Here is a 15,627-nt window from a genome sequence, read left to right on the forward strand (position 1 = left end):
CCTTTCAGAGGAGCGGTCGCGGAGAGAAAATCACGGAGCCGGCCTGGAGGTTACAGGTTGGGGACTCCGTTCATACTGAAGCATCGTAACAAAGGGGAGTCCCCTCTCACTGAGACGATGATCTCCCTTGACCGGGGGAAAAGATTCCGATCCTTTGCGGAATCCCACGAAAAGGTCAAAGGTCTCTGTGGACCAGGTCCTGGGGATCTCATAGAGAAAGTCGTCCCGCACGATCTTCCCGGGCTCCCACTGGTACACCGGATAGAGCCCGTCCACCGGTTCGTGATCCAGCATCCGAAGCCCTCTTCCCTCCACGTTCAGATCCATGGAAAGTTCGACGGAGGAAGACAGGGGTTTTAGAACCCTGTAAACCGTAGTGATTTCCAGCCAGTCGGCTAGGGCGTCCCGGCGGATCTGCGTATCATAGCCGAGAAGCTCCACCTGGTCTCCATAGGCCAGGTGAAGGGGATGGGCGATTTCCGGAACCGAGGCCGTCACATATCGATTCAGAAGGGTCTCGATATGGTTCCGATAGGTTTTCCGTACCCGGGCATCCCAGTCCAGTAGTCCGGCCCGCCATGTTTCCGTTTGGTCTTCCACCTCTTCGATCCGGTTGTCATTCTCTCCGGGATCCTTGACAAGATCGAAATATTCATCGCCCATCAGGCCGAAGTTGTAAATAAATTTCCACCCCAGCCCTACGAGCGCCATGTCCCTGCGATCGAACCAGCTGTGGACCCGGACCGTACGTTCCGCAGGAAGTTGGAAGAGGGACGTTCCCGGGTACGCAAAGCCCGAGAGCCTCACTCCCGTGAGTTCAAGAACTGTCGGAAGGATATCGAGATGAGATACCGGGATTTGGATATCTTCTCCCCCTGAAAATTTACCGGGAAGGTGGAACAGCAGAGGAACCTGGATTCCCTCCTGGTACATGACATTATCATGGAAGATCTGACCGTGTTCCTCGAAGGCTTCTCCATGGTCACCGGTGATGACAAAGAGGGTTGAATCATAGAGCCCCGCCGACCGGAAGACGTCAAAGAGGTTGGAGATGAAGCGGTCCTGGTAACGGATCGTGTTGAGGTAACCGTCCAGAAAGCGGTTCTCCTTTGAGTAGATCTTCAGGCCGTATCGCTTCGGAGCCAGGTACTCGTAGTGGGAAGAAACCGTGAGGTAGGTAAGAAAAAAGGGATGATCCCTGTGCCCTTCCAGCCAGGCCCGGGTGGGTTCCAGCATGATGTCCTCTTCATACCCGAACCAGTTCACCCGCTCAAATCCCTTGAATGAAAAGGCTTCCAGAGGGAAAAATTCGGAGAATCCAAGGTTTTTCACGAGCTGTTCCCGGTTTTCAAAGAGCTTGGTGGCCCCCTGAAAAAAAGCCGTATCGTAACCCACCCGGCCAAGGTACTCCGGAAGTCCTGCCGAGGGGAGACCCCCGGGGAGCGCCTCGGTAATTTCCAGCGAAAAGTTCGGCTCGATCCCGCAGAGAATCTGAACAAGCGCCTTGGATGTATGGGGGACGACCGTGTAGGCGTGCCGGGCGATGAGGCTCTCCCTTGACAGCCGATCTAAAAAGGGCGTCGTGTCCAGGTCCGGATTGTAGGGAGTCACCGCGCTGGCACGGGCGGCTTCCATAACGATCAGAACCACATTCAACGGGGGGTCGGAGGATTCCCGCGTGACCGTGACGTCATGGGAGTACGGCAAAGGGGAAGCGGATTCGACCCGGGTCTCTCCTGGGTCGTACACTGCCTGTTCCAAAAGTGTAATCGTGAAGTTCCGGGCCAGGATGGCTCCATTGGAGCGGACCAGGGGCGGGAGAACCACGGCCAGGAGGATGAGACAAAGCCCCGCAAGGATGGGAATCCAACTTTTGGATTTCCGGTTTTCCCGGGGTACTCCTCCGTACAACGGGAGGGGAATCCATGGAAAGAGCATGAGAACAAGAATCAAACCGCCAAGAAGGGCAATCAGGCCATAGGAGAGCTCAGCCTGGACAATCTGCCAGACCTGCCCAAATCTTTGCAGGGAATAGACCACCAGGTTCCAGTCCAGGATCGAACCCGTGGACAGGAAGTAGTGGTGGTTCAGGAACTCCGACGCAAGGAGAACCAGGAAAACGAGTTGGACCAGAATTCGAAGGATCATCCGGGGAACGATGGCCTTCCACGACCCGGCCGCGGCTCGGACCAGGAGGAAGAGACCGAGATAGAGGAAGAAATCCGACTTGATGAGGTCCAGGCATCCCGCTGGGCTGTCACAGAGACCCAGGTGAAGAACCCGGTACACCTTCAATCCCAGGAGCAGGAACGAAACGAAGAGAACGAGCCCGGGAAGCCGGATACGGTCATCCACACCCAAGGGGTCAGGTCTTGAATTACGACATTTATGCACTGGTAGTAATCACAGTCTTCAAAACGTATGATTTCAAGACCCAGTCCCTGTTTTAGATATAGAGCCTATTATGATCGGAATTACATAAAATGGTAACAGAATTCTAATTATTGTTTTAAACATTGAACACACATTCCATTCGCTTTACCCATGAAATCTTTTTCCAAGTATGTTTAACAGTTTTTATCATTTGAACGCACCATCATCAATTTTTCAGCTACCACGTTCTTCATGCTCCCTCATAAACCCCGGCATAGTCAGTTCTTGAAATCATACATTTTAATAATCGATGGCCACAATCAGCATTAAGAATGTCGTATTTCAAGACCTGACCCCATTTTGGGATCAGTACTTCATCCGGTCGATGTCGTCCTTCCAGACAGGGCGTTCGCCGTACCAGGGGCGGTACCCCATGATGTCGCCCTTGATCCTCTCGCTCTTCGGCTCTTCCGTCAGCTCCTTGAGGGTGATGATGCTCTCCTCCCGGGTCATCGTGGCCAGCTCGTCATCCCGGGTCATGTAGATCACGTTGCAGGGACAGGCATCCACACAATAGCCGCAGTAGACACAGCGGAGAAGATCGATTTCAAAAACGACGGGATACTTCTCCTGGGAAAGGTTTTCATCTTCCGAAGCCACGATCCGGATACATTGAGCGGGGCAGTTTGTGGAGCACATATAGCAGGCCACGCAGGCGACCGATCCGTCCTCCCGGGTCCGGAGCCAGTGGCGGCCGCGGAACCGATCGGAGTACTGGCGCCGCTCATCGGGGTATTCGATCGTCGCGATCCCCTTGTTGGGGATTCCCCTGCGGCCCAGGATGTTCCGCATGAAGTGCTTCAGCGTGGTCAGGTGACCCACAATGATCGCAGGGATGGCCCACTTCTCGGACTTACTGGGTCTCGGCATCGTAATCATCGGTCCAGCTCCCCGGCAATGACGTTCAGACTTCCAAGAATGGCAACGATATCAGCCACCATGTGGCCTTCCAGCATCTCGCGGAAGGCCTGGTAGATCGCGAAGCAGGGCGGCCGGCAGCGTACCCGGTAGGGATTGGGGGTCCCGTCGGATACGACATAGAAGCCGAGTTCCCCGTTGGCTCCCTCGCTGAAACCGTACCAGTCTCCTTCGGGCGGTGTCAGTCCGAACATGACCTTTTCGAAGTGATAGATCAGGCCCTCCATCGTGTTGTACACCTCGTCCTTCCCGGGGAGGTGGACACGCGGATCGTCCACCATGATGGGGCCTCCGGGAAGGGAATCGGCCGCCTGGCGGATAATCCGGAGGCTCTGGCGGATCTCTTCCATCCTCACGGTATAACGGTCGAACGTATCTCCCGTGGTTCCCACCGGGACCTCCCAATCGTAGCGGTCGTACCCGTAGTAGGGGAAGGCCTTCCGGACATCGTAGGGAACGCCGGCGGCCCTCAGGCAGGGTCCCGTCCATCCCCATTCGATGGCGTTTTCCGGCGTAATGCCGCCCACTCCCATCGTGCGCATCTGAAAGATCCGGTTCTTAGTGACGATCTTGTCGACGTCATCGATCAGGGGAGGAATGATCTTCAGGAGATAGTCCACCATCTCCCCGAAATCCTCGGGAATGTCTTTGGAGAGTCCCCCGATCCGGGTGTAGGCGGTCGTCAGGCGGGCTCCGCAGCATTTTTCCAGGAGGGTGTAGATCTCTTCACGGATCTGGTAGTAGTACCAGTAGTTGGTCAGAGCTCCAAGGTCGACGAGGTTCGTGCCCAGGCAGACGCAGTGGTCCATGATCCGGGAAAACTCACCCAGGATCACGCGGACGGCCTGGGTCCGCTCGGGAATCTCCAGCCCCATCATTTCCTCAATCGTCTTGGTATAGGCCACGTTGTTCAGGAAGGAAGAGCAGTAGTTCAGACGGTCGGTGTAGGGAATGACCTGCTGGTAGTTGTGGGTCTCGCTCATCTTCTCAAAGCAGCGGTGGAGGTACCCGATTTCAGTATCGGCCCAGACGATCTTTTCCCCGTCCAGGCGGGCCATGACGCGGAAGGTGCCGTGCATCGCGGGATGTGTCGGTCCCACGTTCACCAGCATCGTTTCAAAGTCTCCCTCGTCGGCCTTTCCGGCAGGAGGGCGATAGATATCGGCTTCGGTGACGGGAAATCTCTTTCCCGGCTCGTAGTCCTTTCGAAGGGGGTGTCCCTTGAAGTACTCGCCTGTGAGAAGCCGTCGGAGATCGGGGTGTCCCGAAAAGGATACCCCGTACATGTCAAAGACTTCACGCTCGAACCAGTCGGCACCCTTCCAGACCCCGTAGACCGACGGAACAGAGGGATCGGATTCCGGGCAGGAGGTCTTCAAACGAATCCGGACATGGTTCGGTGTATTGAAAAGCTGGTAGACGACCTCGAACCGGTCCTGCCGGTCTCTGTAATCCACGCCGCACAGATCCATGAGCATGTCCATGGGCTCGGTTTCGTCCTTTCGGAGAAACCGGCAGACATCCTCGATCTTTTCCCGGGCCACGCGGAAGGTCGGAACGCCGTCCCTGGATGGTTCCTCTACCAGATCGGTTCCATGGGCCTGAAGAAGTCGCTCAGAAATCGACACCGGGTTCCTCCCCTTTCATTCTTCGTTTCAGAACTTCTTCCCGAAGTTTCAGAATCGCGTAGTACAGACCCTCCGGGTTGGGCGGACATCCCGGCACATAGACATCGACGGGAACGATCTCATCGATTCCCTGCATGACGTGGTAGGCGCGATAAAATCCGCCCGTGGAGGCGCATACTCCCATGGAGATGACCCACTTGGGCTCGGCCATCTGCTCATAGACTCTCTTCAGGGTCGGCGCAAGCTTGTCAACAATCGTTCCGGCGACAATCATGAGGTCCGCCTGCCTTGGAGAAAATCTCACAACCTCGGCTCCATGCCGCGCAAGATCGTAGTGAGAGGAGACGATGGACATAAATTCGATCGCACAACAGGCCGTTCCGAAGGGCAGGGGCCACATCGAATTTCCCTGGGCCCACCCTTGTGCCCAATCGTACATCCTCTTGAGCGTGGATGTAAGAAAAAACTGTTCCATAGAGCCTTAGTCTACCATACTTCGACCGGGTCACCGGTACGTTTTCGTCGATTTCGAGCCGGTTATTCTCAGCCGAAGTACAGTCAGGGAAAATGGTTCCTGTGGAATAGACTTCCAGATCAATATGTTAAATGAATCGTAATCTCAATTAGAAAAAACCAAGGAGGTTGATCATGTTTACCCTGCCTGAAATTTCCTATCCCTACGCGGCTCTGGAACCCCACATCGACGCCCGGACCATGGAAATCCACCATACCAAACACCACAGTGGATATGTAGCCAAACTGAACGCGGCCCTGGAAAACCAGGAATCCCTCCAGTCCTTTTCGATCGCGTCCATCCTGGCGAAGCTTGATTCACTGCCGGACTCGATTCGCACGGCGGTTCGAAACAACGGCGGCGGACACGCCAACCACTCGCTCTTCTGGACGATCATGGGTCCAGAGGCCGGTGGCGAACCTGCGGGGGATCTGGCCTCTTCAATTACCGGGACCTTCGGATCCGTCGATTCCTTCCGACAGCTCTTCACCGATGCGGCCCTGGGCGTCTTTGGCAGCGGATGGGCCTGGCTTGTCCTCAATACGCAGGGATCCCTCGCCGTCTATGGCACACCCAATCAGGACAGCCCACTGATGAAGGGCGACACGCCGCTGCTGGGTCTCGACGTCTGGGAACACGCCTACTACCTGAACTACCAGAACCGCCGGCCGGACTATGTGAAGGCCTGGTGGAACGTGGTCCGCTGGGACGAGGTAGGACGACGATTTGCGGAAGCCACTCGTTCCTGAACATCCGGGCTGGATCACTCATTCGATGTGCGCGGAGACTTTCTGTCTCCGCGCCTTCTTTGTACGGGCTCCAACCTGTGATATGGTAGCTTTAGAGGCAGAAAGCGAAGGTCTGGATGGCTCCTGAAACGGTTAGCAGCAGCTCGGTTTCCCCGATAACCACGATCGTGGCCGAATTGGCCATTGAGTTGAATATCACTCTGAAAAACAACCGGCTTTACGGGGAAGACCACCCGGTGGTCGCATCCAATATACGGAAAGTCCTGGAACGTCTGGCCAGGGGCTTCTCCTACCAGTCCACCATCCCGATCCATTTCACCCGAAAGACGATCATTTTCGGGGAAAACTTCCTGTCCAAGACCAGTCCGATCTATCAACAGCTTGCCGGATCCATGTGGCATGCCGGAATATTAGGGATAACGATTGAAAAGGGAGTTACTTCCTCGGATATCAACCGAATCCTGACGATCGTGAATGAGCTTACGCTGGCCCGGAAACGGTTGGATGATGTAAAGGATCAATATAAGGGCCGAATGCCGGAGCATATTCACTTTGATCTGATCAGCAAGGATCTCTTTGTCCTGCGCCAGAAAGATCAGGTCTCCTCCGTTTCAAAAGATGAAGAAACGGGCCTATGGGAAGATTTTATCTTTTCGCTTGGCGCGGGCGGGACCGCATCGGATGGAGAATCTCCGATCTCCCGTTCCGTCATGGAACTGGCCAAAAAGATATCGTCTCAGGCTCCGACTCAAAAGGACGTTGTCGAATACGATCAGGCCGTCGTGAGTTATCTGAAAGGCCTCGACCGGTCTCACCGGGAACAGGGGATCCTGTCCCAGACCGACCTTGGAAAGAAGATCGGGGATTTCATTGCCCATATCAACCCGGAGCTCCGCCAGCAGATTCTCTGCGCGACCCTTACGACACCCGACCTGTCCGAGACGATGATCCAGGAATTCTCCCGTGTCGTGGACTACGACTATCTCGTAGACTCCCTGAAGGCTCTGAATGCCCAGGGCCGAGCCCTTCCCGTCACGGTCTATCGGACCCTTTCGATCGTGGGCCTTCTTGGCGAGGAGGAAGACGAAATCATGGGAGCCGAGGACGACGAGATCAACCTCGAAGAGACCGAAAAGGAAAACTTCCAGGCGCTTCTGGACACCCTCCTTACCGAAGATAACCGCTTTTCTTACATGTCGCAGGAATACGAAGCCAAGATCGAATCTCTCCAGGCCTATGCGGAAGAACTTGCCCGGAGTCAGAGCCTGGGGAGTTCCGAGACCTACTTTGAACGGGGAGAGATTGAAAAGCACTTCGTAGGCATCTGCTCGGAAATCATGGATCGATACCCGGAAGACATCGAGGCGGCTTCCAGCGCCGGAAGACAGGTGGACAAGGCCTTCGCCATCTTTCTGGATCGAACGATGCTGGCGGACTGTTTTCAGTGTATCGTCGCAGGGAAACGGGCTGCGGCTATCGATCCGAAGCGGGAACTCTTTCCCTACACGTGGGAAAAGCCGGAGGTACAGGACCTTCTCCTCTCCTTTCTCTCCGATTCGGAGGAGGACAACCGGACCTATGCCCGGATGATCCTGGCCACCATAGGAAAGAGAGTCCTGGACAAACTGGTTCCTCTCCTGGTGTCGAGCCAGGAAATTGGCGTTCGACGCCAGGCTGTCAACATTCTTACTGACATGGAGGAGAGTCCCTCCCTCCATCTGCTTGACCTTTTCCAATCCGACATCCCCTGGTACGCGAAGAGGAACATCATCTACATCTTCCGGAAGCGGCAGGATCCATCCGGACAGGATGTTGTTCTCTCTCACTGGAAAGAGGCCCATCACAAAGTGCAGACAGAGACGATCCGATATCTCTTTTCCGTGCGGAACAAGGATTGGCTCGTCTACCTCAAGGAGGCCATCTTTTCAAAATCGAAGGATCTGGCTCTGGGAGCGGCTCGAATGGTGATTCAGGTGCGATGGGATGAAGTCGTTCAGATGGTTGTCGATCGCATCGAACAGCTTCCCCGCTGGGCCGTGGGTTCCTCCTTCCATCTGGATCTCGTAAAGCTTCTTCTTCAGAGCCGGAATCAGAAGGCCAAATCCTACGTCACCGCCTCCGTCATTAACAAGCGTGGTGTCTTTTCCTGGCAGACTGCCAGGTACCAGGAAAACGTGCGGAAGCTCATGAAGGAAACCCGGACATGAAAGCCGAACTGGAACAATTCTGTACTCTCTTTGTGGCCACGACGACCCGGTGCCGATTGTACGGACCCGACCATCTGATTACCAGTCGATCCTCGGGGAAGTTGATGAATTTGCTGGAAAAGCTTCTCTCGGAACACGGACAGCTCAAACTGATCGTCCAGGAAGATCTCCTCTACGTGAATGATCAGTCCTTTCCTCTGGGTTTTGGAAGCCTTTTCAGTCTCGCCAGACGAATGTCCGATAAGAAAATCGGTTTTCTCGAATTTACACCGGGGATCACGAGGGAAGAAGTTCTTGCGTTCTGCACCCAGCTGGCTGACCCCAGGGGCGGGAAAGTGCAGTCTCAGACTCGATTAAAGCTCGGAGAAATTCAAATCGCCCCGAAGGAACTCCACTCCCAGCTGGAGGCGATGAGGGTGATGGACGCCAGCGGAGACCGAACCGATGCTGTTTCCAAGGAGGTCTCCGACCTGGAAATTCTCTATAAGCGTGTCCGTGAACACATGGAAGTCAAGCTGAAAAATTTTGACGAAGTCGTCCTGTCATTTTTAAGCCGGTTTGCCCGGCAGGCAAATCCGTTCATTCATCTCGGGGAGATCCGCCATCACAACAAGTACACCTACCTCCACTCTTCCAATGTCGCAAACCTGGCTATCGGCTTCGGCCTCGGCCTCGGACTGAAGGGTAAGGATCTCTACCACCTTGGAATTGCCGCCCTGCTTCACGATGTGGGCAAGCAGTTTGTCCCCGTTACAATTCTGAACAAGCCCTCCAGGCTGAACGAAGAAGAGTGGAACATTATACGCCGCCACCCGATCGAAGGATCCCGATTTCTTATGAAGCAGAAGAACGTGAATCACCTGGCCGTTGTCGTCTCCTTCGAACATCACCTTCACTACAACGGTCTCGGGGGTTATCCGGTATGCAAACCCCCGCGCAGGCCCTCCATCCCCTCCCAGCTGATTGCCATTGCCGACTCCTTCGATGCCCTGTTCTGCTTCCGTTCCTACCATGAGAAGTACGACATCATGACGGCACTTGAGATCATTCACAACGACAGGGGCAGCATTTACGATCCATGGCTGGTGGATGTCTTTACCCGCTATATTACGATGAACCTTGAGGAGGAAGGACTTCCGAACCTTCCGGCATGATCCCGGAAAACCGGACATCGATATTGGGACAGATCATTCGAAACCTGGGTTTTCCATTTTCCACGAATTGGGCTTCCACGGAAAATCCCTGCTTCCTGTAAAGAAGAAGTGCTTTTTCGTTTACCTGATCGACTTCCAGGACACACCGGTTAAACCCTGATGAGGCCATGTACCGCAATGCCATGGACATCAGTTTCGTTCCGAGCCCTCTTTGGCGCCACTTCGGATGAACGTCAAGGGTGATGATATGATCCCGTACCCATAAGATGAATGCGATTGGGATTCCTCTGTGGATTGCCTTGAAACCCCGTGAACCCTCCCGAGAGAGGAAGTGTTGCATGGCTTCTGGTGAATAGGCGTTCTCATGATCAAAGCAGAGGGAATCCAGATGGATCAGAAAGGGAAGATCCTGAAGAGAGAGAGGTTGAACGATGGCAGGGGCATCATCCTCTTCATGCACGATACAGAACAGCCCCCCAGTGAAGTCCGCTTCCAAGCGCCACAAAACAGACCAGGGACCCGGGTTTAACCCTTCCGTCAATGCGGGCTTCGTGAAACGCAATCGGAATCGTGGCAGCTGTGGTGTTGCCGTAGCGTTGAATATTGTTGAATACCCTTTCATCAGGAAGGTTTAACCGCTGCTGGATCGCTTCGTTAATTCGCAGATTGGCCTGGTGCATGACAAGAAGATCGACATCGTCCAACGTCAGCCGGTTTCGTTCCAAAAGCTTTATCACGGCATCGGGCATCAGGGTGACTGCCAGACGGAAGACCTCCCTTCCGCGAATCATCGGCACGGTATCTCCCTTCTCGGTCATGGAGGGGTTAAAAAAAGGACGAAAGGCACTTCCGCCCGCATTGGCCCAGATTCGGTCACTCAATTCCCCATCGGTGAAGAGTAGGGTGTCCATGACTCCTCTCCCATTGTCCTCGGATTCGGAAAAGATGCACGCCCCCGCTCCATCTCCGAAGAGCACCGTTCGGTCCCGGAACCTCGTATTCCATTCCTTCTCCTCTTCATCCACGGCCCGATCTGAATGCCCGAGAACGATATCCCAGGAATCCCACGACATCAGGCAACTGTGGACCTCTGCCCCCACGAGAAGAACATTCCGGGCCTGATGGGTGCGCACCAGGGAATCGGCGAGCTGAGCACCGAAGATAAACCCGGCACATTGCTGCCGGATATCGAGGCAGGGTACGTTTTGAATCCCCAATTTACGCTGAAGGTAAGGCCCGGCCCCCGGAAGGTAATAGTCCGGGGTCATGGTAGCCATGATGATGTAATCGACATCATTCGGCGAAAGGCCGGCATCCTCAAGCGCTCGGATCGACGCCTGAAGCGCCAGGTCGCTTGTCGCTTCATCAGGATCGGCAAAATAACGGGTCTCGATCCCCGTCCGCTGCACGATCCACTCATGGGACGTGTCCATGATCCTGGAAAGTCTCTCATTATCCACTCGGTTGCCTGGCAGATGGATTCCGGTTCCGGTGATCATGGAAGACATGTATTCCTCCTATCTGCGTAATGTTTCATTGTGTCGGAATTGGGGTTGCATGTCAATTTTGATTATCGTTGCGCCCGAAGATCATCTGAACTATAGTTCAGGTATGGTGCGAATCGGAACCGCGGGATGGTCCTACAAGGATTGGGAGGGTATCGTCTACCCTTCCCAATCGGGAGAGGCCCTGAAGATACTCTCCACCCTCTTTGACACCCTTGAAATCAACGTTACCTTCTATCGTCCCCCCACGCTCCGAATGTCAAAGCGATGGATCGAGGAAACTGACCACAATCCAGGGTTTCATTTCACGATGAAGGCTTCCCGGACCTGGACCCATGGAGGATCCTCCCCCGAAGCCACGGGATCTTATCTGGCCTTCATCCGCGAACTGACGGCCGCCGGAAAATTTGGAGCCATCCTCTTTCAATACCCCTGGTCCTTCTTCGATTCCCGGGACCATCGCGACCAGATCCTGAGAGCTGTCGATCCCTTCAGGCCTTACCCGATTGTGATCGAGGTTCGTCATCGATCCTTCGAAGATCCATCTTTCCTGACCTTTCTTACAGAAGAGAACCTGGGCTTTGCCAATATCGATCAGCCTCTCCTGGGTAAGGCCCTGCGGCCGTCTTCCCTCGTCACATCAAAACTCGGCTACGTTCGATTTCACGGAAGAAATTACAAACACTGGATTCGGCATGATGAGCCCTGGCAGAGATATGACTACCTGTACCGGCTGGACGAACTCCGCCAATGGAAATCCCGTATTGATGAGATCGTGAAATCGGCGGAGGAGACCTACGTTGTGATGAACAACCATTACAAAGGACAGGCGGTTGTCAACGGTATGGAGCTGAATTCTCTTTACGGAAAGCCATCCTCCTCCATCCCTGAGGGTCTCCGCGATCAATACATGGAGAGGATGTCAGCCCTCAGCTGAATCGGGGTTGTCAGGAATTCCCTACATTGGTATGATTCCCTTTTGGATGGAGGCGTCCATGTCACGATTTCTCTTTCTACTTGTATGCATCTCTTCATTCCTATATGCAGACACCCCGGTCATGGGTCCCGTGTCCGGAACCTGGACGGCCGGGGAAAGCCCCTATATTCTGGAAGGCGACACATCAGTTCCTTCGGGAGAGACTCTGACAATGGAACCAGGCACCGTGGTCCGTTCCAATGGATCCTATTCCCTGACCATCTATGGCCAGCTCATCACCCAGGCGTCCGGAGCGACCGGGGTCACCCTGACCTCCAACGCCCCTTCTCCCGCAAAAGGAGACTGGGTCGGGATTATTCTGGAAGACGGTGCCATCCTGACCGGAGATCACCTCTCGATTTCATACGCAGAATATGGGATTCACATCCTGCAGAATTCCCCAACCGCCAGCCTGACCCTGACCGATTCCACCCTGTCCCAGAATGACTCTGGCCTTGATCTATCCAGCGGGACCGCAGTGGTAACTTCCTCTCTCTTCGAAAATAACGACTATGGATTTTATGCCGGTTCCATGTCGCCCGGTGAAATATTCCTTACCATTTCTTCCTCCACATTTACAGACCAGACTTATAATCCGGGAGGTCTGGACACGACGGTTCATGCGACCTTCCTTGGAAATTCCGCAACAGGATCTCCTGTCAATGGTTTCCTCATTTTCAGCGCAGATTGGCCCGCTGATCTGGAGTGGACGTCCACCGGGATTCCCTTCGTCAACGATGGCGGGGATTTTACGATTCCCCCGGAACGATCTCTAACGCTTGGAAATGGGACCATCATGAAGACCCGGACCTACAACGACGGGTTCGACACCCATGGTTCCCTGATCGTCCAGGGCAGCCTGATGCTTCAATCGGGAACCCGACTCACGTCCCTGAAAGACGATACCGGGGGAGACACGAATGGAGACGGGTCCACCTCCTCCCCCGCTCCGGGAGACTGGATCGGAATTGTCCATGAGAGTTCTGCCTCCGGGATTACCGTATCGGGGAGCAACATCTCGTACGCCAGCCACGCTATCGAGATCAAGGATGGGGCTTCCTCAGCCGTCGTTATGGTGTCGGATACCACTTTTTCATATAATTCCTCCGGTCTTTCCGCCGCCGGAGGAATGGTCTCGGTGCTTTCCTGTTCCTTCATCTCGAACGATTACGGCTTCACGGCGGGAACAATGTCCCCCGGGGAGGTTACCCTTTCTGTCTCTTCTTCCACCTTCACGAACCAGACCTACTTTCCGGGAGGACTCGACACAACGGTTCATGCCACGCTGACAGATAACTCGGCATCGGGTTCCCCGAACAACGGATTTGCCATTTTCAGCGCCGACTGGCCTTCAGACCTTTCATGGGTTTCCACCGGTGTCCCCCTGGTCAACGACGGAGGGGACTTTACCATCCCCTTCGGACGTTCCCTCACTCTGAAGAGCGGAACGATCCTGAAAACCCGGAAGTATAACGACGGATTTGATACCCATGGATCCCTCACAGTGGAAGGGAGTCTGGTGCTTCAGTCCGGAACACGCCTGACTTCCCTGAAAGACGATACCGGAGGAGATACGAATGGAGATGGATCTGCATCGCTCCCCGCCCGCGGAGACTGGATCGGGATTATTCTTGAAAATTCCGCGACGGCAATGAGTGCAACCGGTACGGCCATTGCCTATGCCGATCACGGAATTCAGATCCGTGAAACGGCTCCCGATACCATCCTGACCCTTACGGGCTCCAACCTTGCTTACAATGGAAGTGGCATCAGTGTGGGAGGGGGAAGCGCGTCCATTGTGTCGACCTCTTTTCTTTCCAATAATTACGGATTTACGGCGGGAACAATGTCCCCCGGGGAGGTTACCCTTTCTGTCTCTTCTTCCACCTTCACGGACCAGACCTACTTTCCGGGAGGACTCGACACAACGGTTCAGGCCACGCTGACAGATAACTCGGCATCGGGTTCACCGGTCAACGGTTTCGTCATCTTCAGCGCCGACTGGCCCGCAGATCTAGAGTGGATCTCTACCGGCGTACCCTTCGTCAACGACGGAGGGGATTTTACAATTCCGTCAGGCCGAACCTTTACTCTGGGAAGCAACACAATCGTGAAGAGCCGAACATACGATGACGGATTGAATGTCTACGGTTCATTCAAGGTGGAGGGGAGCATGGTTCTTCAATCCGGCACCCTTCTTACCTCCCTCATGGATGACACGGGAGGCGACACCAACGGGGACGGTTCGGCATCCCTTCCCGCGTCGGGGGACTGGATCGGGGTCGTTCTGGAAAATTCAGCTACCGGTTTTTCGGCCATGGGATCCCAACTTTCCTATGCGGATTACGGGGTCCAGATCAGGGACACGGCACCCACTTCACTTGTCAGCCTCACCGGATCCACACTGAGCCATCACCGGACGGGGTTGAGGCTCAGCGGAGGAACAGCCCTGGTTGAATCCTGCATATTCGACACAAATGACTATGGATTCACGGCAGGCGCCATGGCTCCTCAGCAGGTAAATCTATTCGTCACTTCTTCCACTTTTACGGACCACACCTATTTCCCCGGCGGTCTGGATTCTTCGGCCCAGGCCACCCTCCAGGGCAACTTCGCCTCCGGTTCTCCCATCAACGGGTTCGTGATATTCAGCGCGGACTGGTCCTCCAACCTCCAGTGGACCTCTACCGGCGTTCCCTTTGTCAATGACGGAGGAGATTTTACGATCCCGCCAGGACACAGTCTGACGCTCAAGGAAGGTACGATCGTAAAGACAAGAAAATATGTGGACACATTTACCACCTACGGGTCGTTTCAGGTGCTGGGGACCCTGATCCTTGAACCGAACACGCACCTGACTTCTCTGCCTGACGATATTGGCGGAGATACAAACGGGGACGGGTCATCGTCGTTGCCATCTCCCGGAGACTGGGTTGGGATTGTCGTAAGCGGAGGGTCCGTTTTTTCCAATTCCTCCCGAATTAATTTTACAGAAACAGCGTTGAACGTGGGAAACAGCGGCAGCGGCACCATTACAGGGACATTCATTTCCTACAACGGGACCGGGGTGCAGGTTGACACGCTCTCCACCCTGGACCTGGGAAATCTCGGAAATCCGGATCCCCTTGACGACGGTACCAATCAGATCTTCTGCAACCAGTCCATGAACCTGATCAACCTCCACCCGGCCTCAACGGTAATGGCGGAGAACAACTTCTGGAGCCCCCTTCCGCCGATCGCCATTGACGGTTTTGTGGACTACGATCCCTACCTATCGGACGCACCTCCGGGGGGCGTTGCCGGACTGCTCCTGGAAAAGGCCTCGGAGTCAGATCTTGGTCTTTCCTGGTCGGGACCGTCCGGCATGTGTACTTATCTTGTAAAAACATCTCTTACTCCCGGCGGTTCGTTCCAGGATATCAGCGGTCCCCTGAATTCGCCCACGTACATCGATTACGGTGCGCTGGATAACCTGACCTCAGTCTATTACCGGGTCTTTCCCCAGTAAGGAGAGTCAGTGAAAGGGTGAACACGGTTGAGAGA

The 15,627-nt window shown here is 54.7% G+C and carries 11 protein-coding genes; 5 read left to right on the forward strand and 6 right to left on the reverse strand.

Translation table 11 applies throughout. The features are described from left to right. Positions 1-30: 30 nt before the first annotated feature. The 4 genes from PLD04_07100 to nuoB all read right to left on the reverse strand — a co-directional run bounded on the left by PLD04_07100 (position 31) and on the right by nuoB (position 5,418). Positions 31-2,355, reverse strand: a complete 2,325-nt coding sequence (locus PLD04_07100) for an LTA synthase family protein (GenBank protein HXK68097.1) — start codon at positions 2,353-2,355, stop codon at positions 31-33. 384 nt (positions 2,356-2,739) lie between these two features. Next, positions 2,740-3,312: an NADH-quinone oxidoreductase subunit I gene (locus PLD04_07105; GenBank protein ID HXK68098.1), complete on the reverse strand. Its 573-nt coding sequence runs from the start codon at positions 3,310-3,312 to the stop codon at positions 2,740-2,742. Next, on the reverse strand, positions 3,309-4,979 hold the full coding sequence (nuoD, locus tag PLD04_07110; GenBank protein HXK68099.1) for an NADH dehydrogenase (quinone) subunit D: 1,671 nt from the start codon (positions 4,977-4,979) through the stop codon (positions 3,309-3,311). The genes PLD04_07105 and nuoD overlap by 4 nt, the downstream gene beginning before the upstream one ends. Beyond that, positions 4,966-5,418 carry an NADH-quinone oxidoreductase subunit NuoB gene (nuoB, locus tag PLD04_07115; protein HXK68100.1) on the reverse strand — a complete coding sequence of 151 codons (453 nt, stop codon included), beginning with the start codon at positions 5,416-5,418 and terminating at the stop codon, positions 4,966-4,968. Before nuoB ends, nuoD begins: the two co-directional genes overlap by 14 nt. Before the next feature lie 206 nt (positions 5,419-5,624). On the opposite strand from nuoB, the gene PLD04_07120 reads away from it, so the two are divergent. The 3 genes from PLD04_07120 (at position 5,625) to PLD04_07130 (ending at position 9,603) form a co-directional block, all read left to right on the forward strand. Further along, a complete protein-coding gene (locus PLD04_07120; GenBank protein HXK68101.1) occupies positions 5,625-6,242 on the forward strand; it encodes a superoxide dismutase in 618 nt (205 codons plus the stop codon). A gap of 116 nt (positions 6,243-6,358) precedes the next feature. Beyond that, complete coding sequence (locus tag PLD04_07125) at positions 6,359-8,449, forward strand: hypothetical protein (GenBank protein HXK68102.1); 2,091 nt, start codon at positions 6,359-6,361, stop codon at positions 8,447-8,449. Further along, positions 8,446-9,603, forward strand: a complete 1,158-nt coding sequence (locus PLD04_07130; protein ID HXK68103.1) for an HD domain-containing protein — start codon at positions 8,446-8,448, stop codon at positions 9,601-9,603. The genes PLD04_07125 and PLD04_07130 overlap by 4 nt, the downstream gene beginning before the upstream one ends. On the opposite strand, the gene PLD04_07135 is transcribed toward PLD04_07130, so the two are convergent. Both PLD04_07135 and PLD04_07140 read right to left on the reverse strand, forming a co-directional pair. Then, positions 9,557-10,063, reverse strand: coding sequence for an N-acetyltransferase (locus PLD04_07135; GenBank protein ID HXK68104.1), 507 nt, complete (start codon positions 10,061-10,063; stop codon positions 9,557-9,559). The genes PLD04_07130 and PLD04_07135 overlap by 47 nt on opposite strands. Further along, complete coding sequence (locus tag PLD04_07140; protein ID HXK68105.1) at positions 10,056-11,111, reverse strand: beta-ketoacyl-ACP synthase III; 1,056 nt, start codon at positions 11,109-11,111, stop codon at positions 10,056-10,058. The genes PLD04_07135 and PLD04_07140 overlap by 8 nt, the downstream gene beginning before the upstream one ends. Before the next feature lie 103 nt (positions 11,112-11,214). Between PLD04_07140 and PLD04_07145 the strand changes: the two genes are divergently transcribed. Continuing rightward, complete coding sequence (locus PLD04_07145; protein ID HXK68106.1) at positions 11,215-12,045, forward strand: DUF72 domain-containing protein; 831 nt, start codon at positions 11,215-11,217, stop codon at positions 12,043-12,045. A 58-nt stretch (positions 12,046-12,103) separates the two neighbouring features. Beyond that, on the forward strand, positions 12,104-15,592 hold the full coding sequence (locus PLD04_07150; GenBank protein ID HXK68107.1) for a hypothetical protein: 3,489 nt from the start codon (positions 12,104-12,106) through the stop codon (positions 15,590-15,592). Positions 15,593-15,627: the final 35 nt, after the last annotated feature.

This window comes from Thermoanaerobaculia bacterium (assembly GCA_035593605.1).
Classification (GTDB): Bacteria; Acidobacteriota; Thermoanaerobaculia; order UBA2201; family DAOSWS01; genus DAOSWS01.